The sequence below is a fragment of the Roseixanthobacter psychrophilus genome, assembly GCF_043195195.1.
Lineage (GTDB): Bacteria > Pseudomonadota > Alphaproteobacteria > Rhizobiales > Xanthobacteraceae > NCEH01.
Genome location: NZ_JBAFWT010000015.1, coordinates 42,946 through 61,173, shown reverse-complemented (window position 1 = coordinate 61,173; position 18,228 = coordinate 42,946). Strand labels below are relative to the sequence as shown.

Annotated in this window: 17 protein-coding genes and 1 riboswitch; of the genes, 1 reads left to right on the top strand and 16 read right to left on the bottom strand. The window is 67.1% G+C overall.

Annotation, left to right across the window (positions count from 1 at the left end; translation table 11 throughout):
- Positions 1–75 precede the first annotated feature (75 nt).
- The 9 genes from V5F77_RS14840 to V5F77_RS14800 form a co-directional block, all read right to left on the bottom strand.
- On the bottom strand, positions 76–1,719 hold the full coding sequence (locus V5F77_RS14840; protein ID WP_429006131.1) for an MFS transporter: 1,644 nt from the start codon (positions 1,717–1,719) through the stop codon (positions 76–78).
- A gap of 10 nt (positions 1,720–1,729) precedes the next feature.
- Complete coding sequence (locus V5F77_RS14835) at positions 1,730–2,176, bottom strand: DoxX family protein (RefSeq protein WP_429006130.1); 447 nt, start codon at positions 2,174–2,176, stop codon at positions 1,730–1,732.
- Between the two features lie 14 nt (positions 2,177–2,190).
- Positions 2,191–4,056 (bottom strand): amidohydrolase, encoded by a 1,866-nt coding sequence (locus V5F77_RS14830; RefSeq protein WP_429006129.1) that lies wholly within the window; start codon positions 4,054–4,056, stop codon positions 2,191–2,193.
- A 66-nt stretch (positions 4,057–4,122) separates the two neighbouring features.
- The gene (locus V5F77_RS14825) at positions 4,123–4,401 is read right to left on the bottom strand and encodes a XapX domain-containing protein (protein WP_429006128.1); all 279 of its coding nucleotides are present in this window, start codon (positions 4,399–4,401) and stop codon (positions 4,123–4,125) included.
- Between the two features lie 286 nt (positions 4,402–4,687).
- The gene (locus V5F77_RS14820) at positions 4,688–5,524 is read right to left on the bottom strand and encodes an alpha/beta fold hydrolase (protein WP_429006127.1); all 837 of its coding nucleotides are present in this window, start codon (positions 5,522–5,524) and stop codon (positions 4,688–4,690) included.
- Positions 5,525–5,721: 197 nt separating this feature from the next.
- Entirely contained in the window at positions 5,722–6,375 is a 654-nt protein-coding gene (locus V5F77_RS14815) for a hydrolase (protein ID WP_429006126.1), read from the bottom strand.
- A gap of 135 nt (positions 6,376–6,510) precedes the next feature.
- On the bottom strand, positions 6,511–6,876 hold the full coding sequence (locus V5F77_RS14810) for a response regulator (RefSeq protein ID WP_429006125.1): 366 nt from the start codon (positions 6,874–6,876) through the stop codon (positions 6,511–6,513).
- Between the two features lie 101 nt (positions 6,877–6,977).
- A complete protein-coding gene (locus V5F77_RS14805) occupies positions 6,978–7,601 on the bottom strand; it encodes a response regulator transcription factor (RefSeq protein ID WP_429006124.1) in 624 nt (207 codons plus the stop codon).
- Entirely contained in the window at positions 7,598–9,151 is a 1,554-nt protein-coding gene (locus tag V5F77_RS14800; protein WP_429006123.1) for an ATP-binding protein, read from the bottom strand. Before V5F77_RS14800 ends, V5F77_RS14805 begins: the two co-directional genes overlap by 4 nt.
- Before the next feature lie 238 nt (positions 9,152–9,389).
- Between V5F77_RS14800 and V5F77_RS14795 the strand changes: the two genes are divergently transcribed.
- Positions 9,390–9,791, top strand: coding sequence for a VOC family protein (locus V5F77_RS14795; protein ID WP_429006122.1), 402 nt, complete (start codon positions 9,390–9,392; stop codon positions 9,789–9,791).
- A 75-nt stretch (positions 9,792–9,866) separates the two neighbouring features.
- On the opposite strand, the gene V5F77_RS14790 is transcribed toward V5F77_RS14795, so the two are convergent.
- From V5F77_RS14790 to V5F77_RS14760, 7 genes are all read right to left on the bottom strand, one after another.
- Positions 9,867–10,595 (bottom strand): DUF6925 family protein, encoded by a 729-nt coding sequence (locus tag V5F77_RS14790; RefSeq protein ID WP_429006121.1) that lies wholly within the window; start codon positions 10,593–10,595, stop codon positions 9,867–9,869.
- Entirely contained in the window at positions 10,592–11,377 is a 786-nt protein-coding gene (locus tag V5F77_RS14785; protein WP_429006120.1) for an ABC transporter ATP-binding protein, read from the bottom strand. The genes V5F77_RS14790 and V5F77_RS14785 overlap by 4 nt, the downstream gene beginning before the upstream one ends.
- The gene (locus V5F77_RS14780) at positions 11,374–12,381 is read right to left on the bottom strand and encodes a FecCD family ABC transporter permease (RefSeq protein ID WP_429006119.1); all 1,008 of its coding nucleotides are present in this window, start codon (positions 12,379–12,381) and stop codon (positions 11,374–11,376) included. Before V5F77_RS14780 ends, V5F77_RS14785 begins: the two co-directional genes overlap by 4 nt.
- Positions 12,378–13,223 carry an ABC transporter substrate-binding protein gene (locus V5F77_RS14775; protein WP_429006118.1) on the bottom strand — a complete coding sequence of 282 codons (846 nt, stop codon included), beginning with the start codon at positions 13,221–13,223 and terminating at the stop codon, positions 12,378–12,380. Before V5F77_RS14775 ends, V5F77_RS14780 begins: the two co-directional genes overlap by 4 nt.
- Before the next feature lie 10 nt (positions 13,224–13,233).
- Positions 13,234–15,237 (bottom strand): TonB-dependent receptor plug domain-containing protein, encoded by a 2,004-nt coding sequence (locus V5F77_RS14770; RefSeq protein WP_429006117.1) that lies wholly within the window; start codon positions 15,235–15,237, stop codon positions 13,234–13,236.
- Positions 15,238–15,344: 107 nt separating this feature from the next.
- A riboswitch (cobalamin riboswitch) is annotated at positions 15,345–15,552 on the bottom strand.
- Between the two features lie 180 nt (positions 15,553–15,732).
- Positions 15,733–16,782 (bottom strand): cytochrome d ubiquinol oxidase subunit II, encoded by a 1,050-nt coding sequence (gene cydB / locus V5F77_RS14765; protein WP_429006116.1) that lies wholly within the window; start codon positions 16,780–16,782, stop codon positions 15,733–15,735.
- Between the two features lie 4 nt (positions 16,783–16,786).
- Complete coding sequence (locus tag V5F77_RS14760; protein WP_429006115.1) at positions 16,787–18,226, bottom strand: cytochrome ubiquinol oxidase subunit I; 1,440 nt, start codon at positions 18,224–18,226, stop codon at positions 16,787–16,789.
- Positions 18,227–18,228 lie beyond the last annotated feature (2 nt).

The following is an 18,228-nucleotide window of genomic DNA, read 5'->3' as shown; positions in this document are numbered from 1 at the left end:
CCGGCGCCGGGCACGACGACGGTCGAGGGGGGCGCCTTGTGCGGACCGGCTCGGGCGAGACGCACGTGGCGCCGATCAAGATCCCCCGGACGGATTGCCATGCCGGTGGCGCGGCTCCACGGCAAGGAAATGGCGCACGACCGGGCCTTGCTCCAGCAGGTGGAACTTGCGCACCTCCTCCTGGATGTCGGCGTCCGAGTGCGAGGCGCGGCGATGCTGGCGCAAATGCTCGGCCCAGGAGTCGACCAGGAACCATTCAACGATGAGTTCCGGGTCGGCCGCATCCTCGGTCACACCCCAATCATAGGCGCCGTCGCGGCGGCGTGCCTGGGAGAGCCGTTCAAGGGCGGCAAGGAAGCCGTCGCGCTCGGTCCGGGCGATGCGGTATTCGATCAGGATCAGCACCGGCCCCCGGTCGCCGGGCACCGGTTCGGCCAATAGCGGTTCGGGCCAGTGGTTGGAGGGGCTGAGATCGGCGTCGCCGGTGGGCAGCGCCACGCGGTGCACGATCAGGCCGCTCACGACGAGCCCGGCTGCGGCGGCGAACAGGGTGGCCGACAGGCCGATTTCCTGGGCGATCAGGCCCCAGGCCAGACTGCCGCCCGCCATGGCACCATTGAACACCGTGAGATAAACCGCCAGCGCGCGGCCCCGCACCCAGTTCGGCAGGATCGCCTGCGCGGTGGCGTTGAGCGTGGTGAGCGCGACGATCCAGGCGCCGCCCATGATCAGCAGTACCGGCACCGCCGCCCATTGCGGCGGCGCGAGCGCGAGCAGGCCGGCGGCGAGCCCCGTAACAAGCGCCGCCACGAGCATCAGCCCATCGGCGTCGAGCCGGTCTCGCAGCCATGGCAAGGCGAGGGCGCCGAGGATGGCGCCGGCCCCCACCGCGCCGAGCAGTAAACCGTAGAAGGCCGCCGAACCGTGCAGCAATTCGCGGGTGACCAGCGGCAGCAAGGCCCAGATGGCACTCGCGAAGGCGAAGAACACGACGGCGCGCAGTAGCACCACGTGCAGTTCGCGGCTGGAGCGGGCATAGCGCAGCCCGGCGCGGAAGGCGCCGCCGAAATGCTCGCGCAACTCGTCCTGCTGGTCCGGCGCGCGCTTCCACCAGACCAGCGCGGCGATCACGATGATGTAGCTGGCGACGTCCGCGCCATAGGCCACGGCCGCGCCAAAGGCGGCCAGCAGCAGGCCGCCCACGGCGGGGCCGATGGAGCGGGCGATGTTGATGCCGAGCGAGTTCAGCGCCACGGCGCTCTTCATCTCGGCGCGGGGCACAAGTTCGGGGACGATGGATTGCCAGGTTGGCCCCATCAGCGCCGCGCCGATGCCGCCGACGAAGGTCAGCGCGATCAAAGACGACACGCTCATGAGGCCGCTCAGCGACAGCAGCATCAACGTCAGGCTGACGGCCCCGAGCATGAACTGGATGGCGATGAGGAAGCGCCGGCGGTCAAGAATATCGGAAAGGACGCCGGCGGGGATGGCCAGCAGGAAGATCGGCAGCATGCCCGCCGCCTGGACCGCGGCTACGGCGGCGGGGGAGGCCGAGAGGTCGGTGACCAGCCACGCGCTTGCGACATCGCGCATGAAGCTGCCGGTATTGCCGAGCACGGTGGCCGCCCAGAGGACGGCGAACACCGGACGATGCAGCGGTGCGAAGCTGCCTGCGGGGGGCGGGGCAGGGGCTGGGGGCGCGGCGGGCGAGTCGGTCACGGATCGATCCTCACGTCTCGTGGGCGAGGTCGTGCCACGCCACCAGTACGAAGGCCCCGACGAGGCCCAGATGCTCGAAGAAGGAATTGGCGGCGGCGAAGCGCTCCGGCAGTGCCATTTCCCAGAACCGGTTGGCCGCGAAGGTCGCCGCCAGGGTGAAAGCCCCGAGCGCCAGCGCCCCGAGCCAGCGATAGATGCCAGCCAGGATCAGGGCCGATGCGCCGAGTTCCAGCACGATCACGGCCGCCGCCAGCGGCGCCGCGGGGGCAAGGCCGAAATGGTCCATCTCGGCGACGGCGGACGGGAAATCGACGGCCTTGTTGAACCCGCCCTGGAGATAGGCCCCGCATAGGGCGAGCAGCGCGATCCAGCGCACCGGCGCCGGGGCGAGCAGACGGCGCGCGAGGCGCGGCAGGCCGCCCGATGTGCTGGTTCCTTCCATATCGCGTCCGTCCATATCGCCCCCGGTGCTCAGAAGGCCCAGCAGGCGCAGCCGAGTGCACCCCAGAAGGAGCGTTCGTCGGAGACCGGTGCGCTGGTGCCCCATGCGCCGGCATGAGCATGGCCGTGGACGTTGCAGGCATTGGCGCAGTTGCACAGGCTGGCGAAGGCGTATTTCTTCTCTCCCGCCTGCGCGCGCTCCTGATAGCCGCCGAACCGGCGCACCGGAGACCAGTCCGGCATGGCCGGCGGCAGGGCGGGCGCTAGCGGCTTGAAATCACCTTCGCCATGCACAGGCACGCCGCCAAGCAAGGTGAGGACCGAGGTGATGTCTTGGATCGCGTCATCCGGCACCGCGAAATAATCATCCGACAACACCACGATGTCGGCCAATTGGCCAGCCGCGATCTGTCCCTTCTTCCCCGGCTCGGTAGAGAACCAGGTGTTGGCCTCGGTCCACAGCCGCAGCGCCTGCTCGCGATCGAGCCGGTTCGAAGTGGGATACAGCGAAAGGCCGCCGAGCGTCTTGCCGGTGACGAGCCAGGAGAGGGAGACCCAGGGATTATAGGAGGCGACGCGGGTGGCGTCGGTGCCCGCGCCGACCTGAACGCCCATGTCCAGCATGCGGCGGATCGGCGGCGAGCGCTCGGCGGCCTTGTGGCCGTAGCGCTCGGCGAAATATTCGCCCTGGAAGGCCATGCGGTGCTGCACCGCGATGCCGCCGCCGAGGGCGGCGATGCGCTCGATGTTGCGGTCGGTGATGGTCTCCGCATGGTCGAAGAACCAGTTGAGGCCCGCCAGCGGCACGTCGCGATTGACCTTTTCGAACACGTCGAGCGCGCGCGTAATGGTCTCGTTATAGGTGGCATGGAGCCGCCAGGGCCAGCGGTTCTCAGCCAGCAGGCGGATCACCGGCTCAAGATCGCCCTCCATGCTTGGCGGCATGTCGGGGCGTTCCACCTGGAAGTCCTCGAAGTCGGCGGCGCTGTACACCAGCATCTCGCCGGCGCCGTTGTTGCGATAGAGATCGTCACCCTGTCCGGGCTTCACCTGCTTGGCCCAGCCCTGGAAATCGGCCAGCTCTTCCTTCGGCTTCTGGGTGAAGAGATTATAGGCGATCCGCACCGTCATCTCGCCGTCGCGGTGCAATTGCTCGATGATCGCATAATCGTCGGGATAGTTCTGGAAGCCGCCGCCGGCATCGATGACGCTGGTGACGCCGAGTCTATTCACCTCGCGCATGAAATGGCGGGTCGAATTCTTCTGATATTCGGGCGGCAGCTTGGGGCCCTTGGCCAGCGTCGCATAGAGGATGGTGGCATTGGGCTTGGCCACCAGGAGGCCGGTGGGGTTGCCCGCCGCGTCATGGATGATCTCGCCGCCCGGCGGGTTGGGCGTATCCTTGGTGTAGCCTACGGCGCGCAGCGCCGCGCCATTGAGCAATGCCCGGTCGTAGAGGTGGAGAATGAACACTGGCGTGTTGGGGGCGATCGCATTGATCTCCTCCAGGCTCGGCAGCCGCTTCTCGGCGAACTGGTGCTCGGTGAAGCCGCCCACCACGCGCACCCATTGCGGCGGCGGGGTAATCTCCACCTGCTTGCGCAGCATCTCCAGCGCCTGGCCGAGCGAGCGCACGCCATCCCAGCGCAGCTCCATATTATAGTTCAGACCGCCCCGGATGATGTGCATGTGACTGTCGATGAGGCCGGGGATGACCCGGCGTCCGCCGGCATCGATGCGCCGTGCGTCGGGCGCCGCCTGTGCAATCGCATCGCCGTTTGAGCCGACGAACAGGATGCGCCCTTCGCGCATCACCACGGCTTCAGCCTGGGGATGGGAGCGGTCGAGGGTGGTGATCTTGCCGTTGAGAAGAATGAGGTCTGTGTCGGGGCTCACGGTCTGTCTCCTGAAACGGCGCGGAAAGTGGCACTTATTGGGGCTGTCGATCCGGCAGTCGCGTGCTCAGCCGTCGCCGCGCGGCGCCGGCGGGCTTTGCGGTTCTTTCTGCGCGCAGGGTAATTCTCCGAGCACATGGTCACGGCAATCGGCGAGCCCGATCGCGGTCTTTAGGCTATCGCCGTTCAGCAGATGGCGGGCGACCGGGACGATCTGCTCCCCCACCAGGATGCCCAGCAGGCCCACCAGCGCAACCACCGGGGGCGCGGGAGAGCGCACATTGATGAGGCTGTAGACGATGCCCACCAGCAGGCCGGCCGCAAGCGAAACGAGATACAGCTTCATGCGGCAGGTCCTTTTCTCGGCAGGTCCTCGCGCAGGGGCGGGAGACGCGCCCGTCGCGCCTTAAGGGCGTGAGATTTCGGCTACGGCATCGCGGATGTCGGCCACGGCCCGTGGCTGGGAGAGCGGCGACATGTGGCTGGCGGCACGCTCGATGCTGACCGCCCGGTTCCGCCGTGACGGACCAGAGAACCGCATCCGATCAGTGCGGGGGACGCCTGTAATCGGCAAACCGGTATCCCTTCGGTCCGTGAGAAGCCCGGCGCGGAGAGCCGCGCCGGGCTGTCGCTCAGCCCTTGATGAAGGCGAGCAGGTCGGGATTGATCACGTCGGCATGGGTGGTCAGCATGCCGTGGGGATAGCCCTTATAGACCTTCAGCGTGCCGTTCTGGACCAGCTTCGCCGAAAGCTCGCCGGCATTGCCGATCGGCACGATCTGGTCGTCGTCGCCGTGCAGCACCAGCACCGGTACGGAGATCGCCTTCAGGTCGGCGGTCTGGTCGGTCTCGGAGAACGCCTTGATGCCCTCGTAATGGGCCTTGGCGCTACCGGCCATGCCCTGGCGCCACCAATTCTCGATCACGCCCTGCGAGACCTTCGCGCCCTCGCGGTTGAAGCCGTAGAATGGGCCGGCGGGCAGGTCGAGGAAGAACTGCGCGCGGTTCGCGGCGAGTGCGGCGCGCAGGCCGTCGAACACTTCGATCGGCAGGCCGCCGGGATAGGCGGCGGTCTTCACCATGATCGGCGGGACGGACGAAACCAGCACCGCCTTGGCGACGCGCCCAGCCGGCTCACCGTGCTTGGCCACATAGCGGGCAACCTCGCCGCCGCCGGTCGAGTGACCGATGTGCACGGCGTTCTTCAGGTCGAGATGCTCGAATACCGCGAAGGCATCGGCCGCGTAATGATCCATGTCATGGCCTTCGCTGACCTGGGCCGAGCGGCCGTGGCCGCGGCGGTCATGGGCGACGACGCGAAAACCCTTCTGCACGAAGTACAGCATCTGGGCATCCCAATCGTCCGAGGATAGCGGCCAGCCGTGATGGAACACGATGGGCTGAGCGTCCTTCGGGCCCCAATCCTTGTAGAAGATCTCAACGCCGTCTTTGGTTGTAACGAAGCCCATGGTCTCGATCCTTTTGGCAGGAGAGGGAGAATTAATCGCCGCCTGGGCGGAAGTGTTCGCTAGAACTGCCGGCAGCGCCGCGAGAATGACGCTGACGGCACCGAGCTTCAAGAGGCATCAGCAGCCGAAATACTCAACTGCACGGAGGGAAATCATTCATATTTTCAATCCGCACGGATCACACGCGCCTTGCCGGTTCAGTGCGCCTCTGAGGCACCGAACATGGACTTCGCGTAGATGATGCCGAGGCCGTAGGCGCCGCCGTATTTCTTGGCGATTCCCGTGGTCAATTCGTAGGTCTCGGTCCGCGCCCAGTCGCGCTGCAGTTCCAGCAAATATTGCAGCGAGGTCATCGGCCGCACGCCGGCCTGAATCATCCGCTGCATCGCGCGCTCATGCGCTTCGTCGGAAACATCGCCGCAGGCATCGGCGATGGCATAGACCTCAAAACCCTGGTGCAGGGCGGAGAGGGCGGGCCCGACGATGCATACGCCGGTCCACAGGCCGGCGAGGACGATGCGATCGCGGCCGATCCGGTTCACTTCGTCGATGACGGCGGCATCCTCCCAGGTATTCATCGAGGTGCGGTCCAGCAGCTTCTGGCCGGGGAAGGCGTCGGTGATCTCGGTGAACATCGGGCCGGAGAAGCTCTTCTCCGCCACCGTGGTGAGGATGGTCGGGACCTTGAATCCGGCGGCCGCATTGGAGATCAACGCGGCGTTGTTGCGCAGCGTGACGGCGTCGATCGACTTGGTCGCGAACGACATCTGCGATTGGAAGTCGATCAGGATCAGGGCGTGATTGGTGGGATCGATCAGGGCCTTGCCGGGGGTCGGAGTCGCGGTCGCCATGGTGCATCCCTTTGGGTGTATCGGTGCGCGAACATTAGGAAGGCGGCCGGCATCGGGGCAATTGTGCGCAGGTGTCGGTTCCCTTGTGCTCGCGGGTAGGTCGGCAGGGCGCGAGGCACACAGGCTTCGATGGCGCTAGCGCGCCAGATCCCGCAGCAGGGCAAGCAATTCGTCGGGAATCACCGGCTTCGGAAGATAGGCGGCGATGCCGGCTTCGAGTGCGCTGGCGCGGCTCGCCTCGGCCGGATAGGCGGTGACCAGAATGGTCGGCGGATCGAGACCGGCCATCTGCAACTCCCGGCGCAGTGCCGCCGCGCTCATTCCAGGCATCCGGACGTCGATGATCAGGCACGTGGCCTCGCGCGCGGCGGGGGAGGCGAGAAAGTCGCGCGGGTCGCGAAAGCCGCGTGCGGAAAAGCCGAAGGCATCGACCAGGCTGACCAGGGCCGCGAGCGAGGAGCCGTCGTCATCGATGATCGCGACCACCCTCTGCGGCGCCATGGGCAGCGGTTCCGTCCTGCAGCGCTCCGGCACGGTCCGTGCGCCGGGGAAGGATCGGCGATCGGAGAGGATGGCTTCAATTATACCTGCGCCCAGGTGGCCTACGCCTTGGGGTCCTCGCCGGCCAGCCGGTCGGCGATCCGCACCAGATCGGCCAGCGAACGCGCCAGCAGCTTCTGCATGATCTGCGCACGATGCACCTTCACGGTGACCTCGCTGAGCTGGAGGTTCGCTGCGATCTGCTTGTTCATCAGCCCGCTGGCGACGAGCGGCAGGATCTCGCGCTCGCGTGGGGTGAGGGTAGCGAAGCGCTCGTGCAACTCTGCCATCTGCCCCGCCTGCGCGCGGCGGCGGCGGTCCCGCGCGATGCCGGCATTGACCGCGTCGAGCAGGTCCTGGTCGCGGAACGGCTTCATCAGGAACTCGATGGCACCCGCCTTCATGGCCGCGACCGACATGGGCACATCGCCATGCCCGGTGATGAAGACGATCGGGATCATATCCCCCTGCCGCACCAGTTCGCGCTGGAATTCGAGCCCGCTCGATCCGCGCAGGCGCACGTCGAGCACCAGGCAGGCGGGCAGGTCCGGGCGGGCCGCGTGCAGGAAGGAGGCGCAGGACTCAAAGGTCTGGATGAGATGGCCCTCCGACGCGAGAAGGCTTTCCAGCGATGCCAGGATCGAGGGGTCGTCGTCGACCACGAAGACGGCGGAGGTCTCGGTCATTGGTCACCTTCTGCGGTGCTGGGATCGAACGCGTCAGACGGCAGGGAGAAATGGAAGATGGCGCCCCGCGGATGATTTGGCGAGGTCCACAGGCGTCCGCCATGCGCTTCGACGATGGACCGGCAGAACATCAGCCCCATGCCCATGCCGCCGGGCTTGGTGGAGACGAACGGGTCGAAGATGCGCTCTTCCACCTCGGCGGCGATGCCGGTGCCGCTGTCCGCCACAGATACCTCAACGTCACCCGACGCCAGCCGCCCGGTGCGCAGCAGCAGGCGGCGGGGCGGATCGCCGGCCGCCTTGATGGCGTCGATGCCGTTCTCGATGAGGTTGCACAGCACCTGGTGGAGCTGGACCGAATTCCCGATCACGGGCGACAAAGCCGGCTCCAGCTCGGTCTCGATCAGAATTCCCTCGTATCGCGCTTCAGCCGAGGCGGTACGCACGGCGTTCTGGACCAAGGCGTTCACGTCGAGCGCGGCGCGTTCCTGCGCACCCTTCATGAACATGGTCCGAATTCCGGCGACCACCTTGTTGGCGCGATGGCCATCGTCGACGATGCGAAGCAGGGCGGCATCGACCTTGTCGATCCTGGGCTCGTCCTTGGAGAGCCAGCGCAGGGCGGCATCGGCATTTGTGATCATGCTGGCGAGCGGCTGGTTGATCTCATGGGCGATCGAGGCCGACAAGGCCTCCATCGCGATGAGCCGGTTCTGCCGGGCGCGCCGTTCGGCGGCCATGACGCCGGCCAACCGGGTATAGACGGCCGTGGTCTCGGACAGCAGGACCACCAGCACGATGCTAGCGGCCGTAAGCCCGTAAAGCCGGCCGGCCCACCAGCCGATACCGAGGCGCACCGCGCCGCCGAGATAGGAGATCAGCAGCAATTCGATGATGAGCGAGAACAGAACCAGGCAAACCCAAATATCAAGAGAATTCCGACGTCGAGCTAAAAGTATTCCCATGTCGATGACATAAAGGGCGAGGGCGATTCGCGGGACGTTGCGCCAGAGCTCGTTCACGTTGCGATCGTCGCGCATGAAATTGGGCTGCATCTGGCTGTGGTCGAGGATCAGCCACACGCAGAGAGCGGCTGCGGCGCAGACCGCGACCACGCTCTTCGCGATCGCCCCCGGAGCCGGGCGTCCGGAGGCACCGATGGTCGGTGCGAGCGCGTAGCCGAGGACGAAGAGCGGAAAGCTGAGCCGCCGGACCGCTGCGATGGCCGCCGTGGCCTGCAGGCCGAAATCGAGGCCGAGCGTCGTGAACACGCCGGGAAACGTCAGCGCCCAGGCCGGGACCAGGAGCGCCGAGAACAGATAGCCGGAAGCGAGAATGACCAGGGCCGGCGAGCGCTGGACATTGTAAAGCGCGAGCAGAAGCGTGCAGGTCATGATTTCCATCACGGCCATGGCGGCGGCATAGGCGGGAAGGATGACCTCCGTGTTCCTGGTGGGTTCGCTTGCGAACGGCGTCGTCACCGCCAAGGCCCCCAGCAGCGACGTCGACACCACCGCCACCACGATGAGCTGCCGTTGGGAAATCGCCACCGAGGTACTTGGTTGAGTTGGCCTCACAGACATTGGACCGCCACCCTGGGACACGATTGCCTCCGAGTGTGTTCCTATCAGGAAATCCGATCTCCTTCCTCGACGCGCGTGCATGCCACCCCTGCGGAGCCCCTGTATGGTTCACGAGGGGCTTGTCGCGTCACGGCGGATGCGGGATGGCTTGATGTCGCGCGGCGGACCCGCGCCGGCGATCGGAGCAGCAAGCGAGGACGAGGGTATGTTCAGCTATATGATGATCGGCACCAATGATCTCGCGCGGGCGATCTCATTCTATGGTGCCGTGATGCCGGTGCTCGGCCATGCGCGCATCGAGGATGGGGATCCCCTGTGGGCGAGCTGGGGCCTGCCCGATCCCGGGCCGCACATTACGGTCGGCACGCCGTTCGACGGGGGCCCGGCGCGCCCCGGCAACGGCATGATGATCTCGTTCCTCGTTGCCAGCCGCGATCTGGTGGATCGCTTCCACGCGGCAGCGCTGGCCCACGGCGGAAGCGACGAGGGCGCGCCGGCGCTGCGCCCGCATTACGGACCGAACTTCTATGCCGGCTATGTGCGCGATCCCGATGGCAACAAGCTCAACGCCGTGTGCTACGCGCCGCAGGACGCGAGCCCATCGTGATGGGCCGCACATAGGGAAAAGGCCTGGATACGCACGGGTGGGACGTCTTGCCCATGGGCGGGTGCGGCCGATGGATCACGCGCGCCCGACGCCCAGTCCCTGCGGCGGGTGAATCGAGAGGCAGGGCATCAGGCCCTGCGGAATCGGCACGCTTGCCGCATGGGTGCGCCGGTGCGCCAGGAGTTTCGGCAGCACATGGGTATGGGGTCCATCGGGGCTGCGGCCATCGGCTTGCGGGATGGCCTGGAACACCTCAATGCGCCCCAGCGCCGAGACGAACACCCGGTGCGGGCCGTGCGCCAGAATGGCGCTGATCGGCCCATCCGGCGCGAACACATCCCGCCCCTCGACGGCGCGCAGGGCTGCGATCAGCGCCGGGTCGGCGGTGCGCACGCAGGCCTCCACGTTGGCGAGGCCGATGCCGAGATCGAACAATATGGACGCGCGATCCTCCGCGCGCAGGGCGTGCGCATCCGGGCCGATTTCGCTCACCACCGTGCGGCCGGCGCGCGCCGCCTGCGATTCTGGAAGGCAGGCGCTGAGCGCGCGCACGCGGCGTTCCGCGTGGCGCGAGGGCATCTCATAATCGATGATGACGGTCGCGCCATGCGGCACCACCCGCAGGCCGCCCCGCGCGGTCACGATCTCGATCGCTTCCGCGCTGGTGGAGACTGCCGCCGTCTCCTGCGGCATGCGGATGAATTCAGCGATGGCCCCGAAGATTCCAAGGCTCCAGCCGGTGTGCTCGTCCAGGGCATACTGCGTGAGGCGGGCGAACGGGTCTTCGGTCCGTGAGGGGATCATCGCGGCGGCTCCGAATCGTCGGGCCCGACACTTTGTCGGCGCCAGGGAAGGATGAAGGGTTCGCCATCGCGCATGCCGATCTCGATGGTGACGCCATAGGCTTCGCCGACCCGTTCGGGAACCAGCACGTCGCAAGGCGGGCCTTCCGCCAGCACCGCCCCGTTCGTCATGAGAACGAGCCGATTGCAGAAGCGGGCGGCGAGGGTGAGATCATGCAGCACCGCGATCACGGTGTTTCCCGCGCGGGCACAGGCGCGCAACGCCTCCATCACCTGGAGTTGGTGGTAGGGATCCAGCGCCGCCACCGGCTCGTCCACCAGCAGCACCGGCGCTTCCACCGCCAGTGCGCGCGCCAGCAGCACCCGGGCGCGTTCGCCGCCGGAGAGGGTGCCGGTGGTGCGATCCTTGAGATGGGCGACGTCCGCCGCCGCCATGGCGCGCTCGGCGGCGGAATCGAGCGCGGCGAGGCCATGGGGCAGGCGGCCGAGCGCGACCACATCCGCCACCCGCATGGGCCAATGGATCCGCCCGCCTTGCGCGAGATAGGCGATGGTGCGGCCGAACGCGCGGCGCCCAAGGGCGGCGGCGGTGCGCCCGTCATAGGTGACGCAGCCCGATGCCAGCGGGTCGAGCTCGCACAGGGCGCGCAGCACCGTGGTCTTGCCCGCGCCGTTGGGGCCGATGAGGCCGAGCAGTTCGCCGGGGCGCGCGGTGAGCGAAACGTCCTTCACCACCAGGGCGGACCCGCGCCGGACGCCGATGGCCTGCGCGTCGAGGATCATTCGCCCTCCACCTTCAGCCGGCGCAGCATGGCGAGGAAGAAGGGTGCACCGATCAAGGCGGTGACCACGCCGAGCTTCAGTTCCGGCCGGGTTGGAATGAGGCGCACGGCAATATCGGCACCGAGGGTCAGCGCCGCACCGGCAAGGCCGCTCACCAGAAGAAGGCGTCCCGGCCTGTGGCCCACCAGCGGCCGCATGAGGTGCGGCACCACGAGCCCGACGAAGCCGATGGCGCCCGCCACCGCCACGCTCGCCCCCACCGCCGCCGCCGTCCCGCCGATCACCAGCAGCCGGGTGCGGCGGAGCGAGAAGCCAAGACTTGCCGCCGTGTCCTCGCCGAGCGTCAGCGCGTCGAGGGCACGGCCGGTGGAAAGCACCAGCATCCAACCCACCGCCATGAAGGGCAGGGTGAGAGACACATGGACCAGGCTGCGGTCCGAGAGCGAGCCCATGAGCCAGAACACCACTTCGAGCGCCGCATAGGGGCTGGGCGCGAGATTGAGGGCAAGAGCGGTGAGCGCGCCGGTCAGGCTGTTGAGAGCGACGCCCGCAAGGATCAGCGTTGCCGTTCCGGCGCCCTGTCGCGCCAGCGTCAGGAGGAAGGCGGTGGCGATTCCCGCGCCCACCAGGCCGCCGAGCGGCAGGGCCAAAGCAAACACGGCCGAGGCGCCGAAATAAAACGCCACCACCGCCCCGAGCGCCGCCGCGCCCGAGACGCCCACCACCCCCGGATCGGCGAGCGGATTGCGCATCAGCCCCTGCAGCGCGGCGCCGGTGACGCCGAGGCTGAACCCCACGGTGGCGCCGAGGATCGCGCGCGGCAACCGCAGTTCCGACAGCACCAGCGCCGGCAGGCTCGGCCGTCCGGCCATCAGGTCGGCAAAGGCAGCGGAGATGTCGAGCGGCGCATAGCCGATCGCCGCCGAGCCCAAGAACAGGGCCAGGACGAGGACGCCGAGGGCGGCCACAAGCGCAGCGTGGCTGGGATGCGCGCGCCCCGTCATCGCGCCATGCCGATGCGCGTGCCCGCCAGGCGATTGGCTGCCAGACGTTTGGCGGCCTCCGCGAGTTCGGGGCCCATGCAGGTCCACAGGCGGGTGGGCAGGGACAGCGTGCGGCCCTGCGCCGCGAACGGCGCGAGGGCCGGATGGTGCAACAGATCGTCGGCCAGCGAGGGCGGGGCATCTGCGCCGCCGTTGATGACGAGCAGATCCGGCTGGGCCTCGACGATTTCCTCCAGATTGAGCTGTCCCAGGCGGTCGGTGGAGAGTTGCGCGGCGAGATTCTCGTAGCCCGCGCGGGCGAGGATTTCATCCACGATCGAGCCGCGCCCGGCGGTGAAGCCGTTGGGCCGCAGCACGATGGCCGAGGCGCGGTGCGCGGGCGCCGGCGGCAGGTGCGCGAACTCCTGCTGCATGGACGCGATCATGGCTTCCCCCCGCGCCGGCTCGCCGATGCGGTCCGCGACGGCGCGGATCTGGGCATAGGCCTCTTCCAGGCTGTTCGGCACCCCGAGTTCCAGCACCGAAAGGCCGAGATGCCGCAGCATGGCGGTGGTGGTGCGGGTGGTGAAGGCGCCGACAATGACGAGATCCGGCGCCAGCGGCACGATTTCTTCCGCGAGGCCCCGATTGACCGGCACGTCCTTGGCCAGAGCGGCGACGTTGGAGCTGCGTGGATCGCGCGCGAGATAGGTCACGGAGGCGACAGCGCCGCGATCCGCAAGGCGCAGCAAAAGCTCGTCGGCGCACAGATTGAGCGAGACGATGCGCGCCGGCTTCTGCGCCGCCGCGGCGGCCGGGGTACAGAGCAGCAGGCATGCAAGCAGGCGCGCAGCGCGTTTCATTCCGGCCGCCTTAATAGGTGAACTTCACCCCGCCATAGGCGCCGAAGCCTGGGGCGAGGAAGCCGTTGGGGTTCTGGTAGGTCTGGTCGAACAGATTGTCGATGCGTCCGAACAGGGTCGCCTGCGAGCTCAGGGCATAATTGGCCGCCACGTTCACCACGGTATAGCCCGGCTGGTCGATGTAATCGCTGGTCAGCCGCACGATGTCCCACCAGGCCGACGCATAGATCAGGCTTGCCGAGAGATTGAGCTTGTCGATGGGGTTCCAGTCCGCGCTCACGCTGATCTTGTTGTTGGGCCGCCGCAGCGGCGTGCACGAGGTGTCGGTGAGCGGCGCGCACGATGCGCCAAAGGGGCTGCCCGCCGGCATGTAACCGACGACATGGGTGTAGGTATAGTCCACCCGCAGCTTCAGCCGTTCGGTCACTGTGAAGGAGATGAACGTCTCGGCGCCCTGCGTCGTCGCGTCGGAGATATTGACGTTCTGATAGGTCACCGGGTCGTAGCTGATGAGATTGGTGATGTCGTTGTGGAAATAGGTGGCGCCGAAGGTCACCCGGCCGCCGAACACCTCTTGCTCGAAGCCGATGTCATAGCCCGTGCTCTCCTCTGGCTTCAGCGCCGCATTGCCGTAATAGGGGGCATAGAGCTGGTACAGCGAGGGCGCCTTGAAGCCGGTGCCATAGCTGCCCTTCAGCGTGGTGCCGGTCTCGGGAATGAGGAAGCCGGGTGCGAGGCGGAAGGTGGAATGGTCGCCGAACGTATCGTCGCTGTCGAAGCGGATGTTGGCGGCGCCGAAGAAGCGATCGCCGAGCTTGCCCTGAAGTTCCGCATAGGCGCCAGTATCGCCGGTATTGGCGGAGAGATCGGTATATTGCGTGGAGGACGTCATGGCCTCGTTGCGCCGCTCGACGCCCACCAGCAAATTCTGCCCCGGCGCGAAGGCGAGGTTCGAGCGTAGATAATAGGTTTGCCGGTCGCCGTCATATTGGCCGTTCACCGAGGTGTTCGGTCCCGTGGTGGGGTTGGACGAGGTCATGGCGCTGACCCCGAACGTGGTGTTCAGCGCGCCGTCCAGCGTGGTCCACACACCTTCGCCCTTGGTGAAGAACATGCTCGCGAGGCTGGTGGAGCGCTCGGCGGCGGGAAGTCCCTCATAGAGCGGCGGGGGATAGACATCCGGGGAATAGGCGAGCTGGCTGTCGATGTAGCGGGCGACGAAATTGACCGCGAGCGCATCGCTCAACTGAAAATCGAGACGGGTCGAATAGGTCCAATTGTCATAGGCATTGGGGTTGATGGGATAGCCGGGCGGCACGAGGCCGGGCGGCGTCACCGCGATGTCGGTCGAGGAGAAATGGGTGACGTTGAACGAATAGGCGACCTTCTCCGTCGACCCGCTCAACGCCGCCGCCTGGTTGAACGTGCCGAGCGCGCCGCCTTCCACATAGCCGAAGACTTTCGGCGGCCCTTCGCCCTTCTTGGTGGTGATGGAGATCACGCCGCCGATGGCGTCCGAACCATAGAGGCCGCTCTGTGGGCCGCGCAGCACCTCGATGCGGGCAAGGTCGGTGGCGAGCAATTGGCCGAAGTCGAAGGCGCCGTTCGGGGTGGAGGGATTGCCGGCATCGATGCCGTCCACCAGCACCTTCACATGGTTGGAATTGGTGCCGCGGATGAATACCGAGGTCTGCCCGCCAGGCCCGCCGGTCTGCACCACATTGAGGCCGGGCAGCGATTGCAGCACCTGCGGCACGGTGCGCAATTGCTGGCGCTCGATGTCCTCGGACGTGACGACGCTGACGGACGAGGCGATCTGATTGGCCGGGGTCGGGATGCCGGTGGCGCTGACCACGACCTCGGGCAGGTCGATGGATTGCGACGCGCCATCGGCGGGGGCCGCCGACTGGGCATGGGCCACCCCGGAGGCGGACGAAAGCAGCAAAGCTGCGAATACGGATCTGCCGACGGCGCGCGCGGCGCCGCGAGAGGGAAAAGCGGGGACGGAAAGCATAAATGCCTCAGCGGGACGAGTGGTCCGTCACCGCGAACGAGGCCTCCCCACGGCCCGGGAGCCGCCTGGATCAACCACCATCAGGACACCCCGCCCAATGTGCTCGCGCGTGACCACGGCTGACGGCAGGTCTCCTGGCTCGCGGGTCAGTGTTCAACTCGTCGCCTTCCCAGGCCGAAGCCCAGTGGCTGATGACGAAGAACTCGCCGCTTACAGTTGCGGGGGCAGCCGCGGCATCGCCGGGCTCCCTTTCAGGCGCCCGTCTCACCGCGTTCCCTTTTGATCCCGTTGGGGAACCGTCACCGTAACGCTAGAGGGCAGGCTGCGGGCCGTCAACCGCCGCTGTCGGGGATGATCCGCAAAAAGGGTCGTTCCGCACTAAATGTTGATACGCTACCAACATCCATGGCCATATTTTGTGCCGGGGTCTATTTTCACTGTGATTTGGTTGCCCCCTAGGTCCGGCGCGACTCCCTAGGGGAAGCATCGCAAGGGCTATCTGGGGCTCGGGCCGGCGTTGCTGCCCAAGGCTGCGCCATATCCGCCGACATGGCGGACCTTGCCCCGGAACACCCAATAGGCATGCGCCTGATAGGCGAGGACGATGGGCAGGACGATGACCACCCCGGTGGCGGCGAAGATCACGGTGGAGGTGTCCGCGATGCCGTCCCAGATGGTCACGTGCCGCGGCACCACATAGGGGAAGAGGCTGACCACGAGCCCTGCGAAGCCCAGGAGAAACACGAGGATCGCCAGCACGAAGGTCTCGGCGTCGCGCCCGGTCCACAGCCGCCGCCAGATGGTGAACAGCACCGCGGCGGTGACGACAGGCACCGGCGCGAGGAAGGCGATGCCGGGCCAGGCGAACCAGCGCATCGCCACTTCGGGCACGCTCCAAGCGCTCCAGGCACTGACCAGTAGCATCATGGCGCCGGTGAGGATGAGCGCGGCATGGGCGACCTCGCGGGCGAACACCTGCGTCGGGCCGTCGGTTTTCCAGATCAACCATCCGGCGCCGAGGAGCGCGTAGCCGCCGGCAAGGCCGATGCCGCAGATCAGGCCGAGCATGCTGAGAAAATCGAACGTGCCACCGGCGAACATGCCGTCGCTCATGGTCACCCCACTGATCAGGCCGCCGAGGATGAAGCCCTGACAGAGCGTCGCCAGCAGCGAGCCGCCGGCGAAGGCGAGATCCCACACCCAGCGGAAGCGCACCGTCTGCAGGCGGAATTCGAATGCGATGCCGCGGAAGATCAGGGCGAACAGCATGAACATGACCGGCAGATAGAAGGCCGGAAGCAGCACGTAATAGCCGGCCGGGAAGGTGGCGAGCAGCAGCGTGCCGCCCATCACCAACCAGGTCTCGTTGCCGTCCCACACCGGCTCGACGCTGCTCATCATCAGGTCGCGGTCGGCTTCGCGCGGCGCCAGCAGGAACAGGATGCCGACACCGAGGTCGAACCCGTCCGCGAGGACGTAGACGACCACGCAGAAGGCGACGAGGGCGGCGATCAGGACCGGAAGGTCGGGCAGATGCGAGATCATGGCGTCAGGCTCCCCGCTTGGGTTCGAGGGTGAGCGTGGCGGAGGCCGCCACGGCGGGTTCGACGGGCGCCGCGCCGGCAAGCGTGGGGCTTGCGCGATCGAGTCCGGGATGCATTCGCTTCAGGTCGTCCTGGCCCTGCGTATCCGGCCCGCGCAGGGCAATCCGGCCGGCGAACCACAGGAAGATCACCAGCAGCGCGTTGTAGATGACGAAGAAGAGGGCAAGGCTCAGCGCCATGGCGTGGGGCGCCACGGGGGCCACCGCGTCGGCGGTGCGCAGCAGGCCGTAGATCACCCAGGGCTGGCGCCCGGCCTCGGTCGTGGTCCAGCCGGCGAGCACGGCGAGGAAGCCGAGCGGCGCTGTTCCCATGGTCAGGATCAGGAACCAGGGGGTGTCGTAGAGCCGCCGCCGGGCCCGCAGCACCGCTCCGGTGATGGCGGTCGCGAGCAGCGCGACACCGATCCCGACCATGATGCGGAAGGCGAAGAACACCACCGGGACATAGGGGCGGTCCTGCGGGGGGACCTCCTTCAGGCCCTGGACCTCGCCGTTCCAGGAATGGGTGAGATAGAGGCTCGCCACATGCGGTACGTCGATGGCGAACAGGTTGCGTTCCTGCGCCATGTCGGGCCATGCGAGAACGGTCATGGGCGCCCCCCGGGTGGTGTCCCAGAGCCCTTCCATGGCGGCAAGCTTGGTCGGCTGATGGACCAGGGTGTTGCGGCCGTGAAGGTCGCCCAGCACGATCTGGGTCGGGGTCAGGATCAGCGCCATCCACATGGACAAGGAGAAGGCGACCCGGCTCGCCGCGACATGCTGCCCCCGCCACAGGTGGAACGCCGAGACCCCTGCCACGACGAACGAGCCGGTGACGAAGCTCGCGCACACCATGTGGCCGAGGCGATAGGGGAAGGACGGGTTGAAGATGATCTTCACCCAGTCGACGGGATGATAGATGCCCATGGCATCCGCCACCGCGCCTGCGGGCGTCTGCATCCAGCTGTTGGCGGCGATGATCCAGGTGGCGGAGAGCAGCGTGCCGCCGGCCACCATGCAGCAGGCGAAAAAATGCAGGCCCTTGCTGACCCGGCCCTCGCCGAACAGCACGATACCGATGAAGCCGGCCTCCAGGAAGAAGGCCGTCAGCGCCTCGTACATGAACAGCGGGCCGAGCACATTGGCCACCGAGCGCGAGAAGCCGGCCCAATTGGTGCCGATCTCATAGCTCAGCACCACGCCGGTAATCACGCCCATACCGAAGGCGAGGGCGAAGATGCGCATCCAGAAGCGCATGAGGTCGCGATACACGGTGCGCCCGGTGCGCCACCACAAGCCGTTCAGCAGGGCGACGAAGCAGGCGAGGCCGATGGTGAAGGTCGGCCACAGGATGTGAAAGCCGATGGTGAAGGCGAACTGGAGTCGGGCGAGGAGAACGGCATCCATGA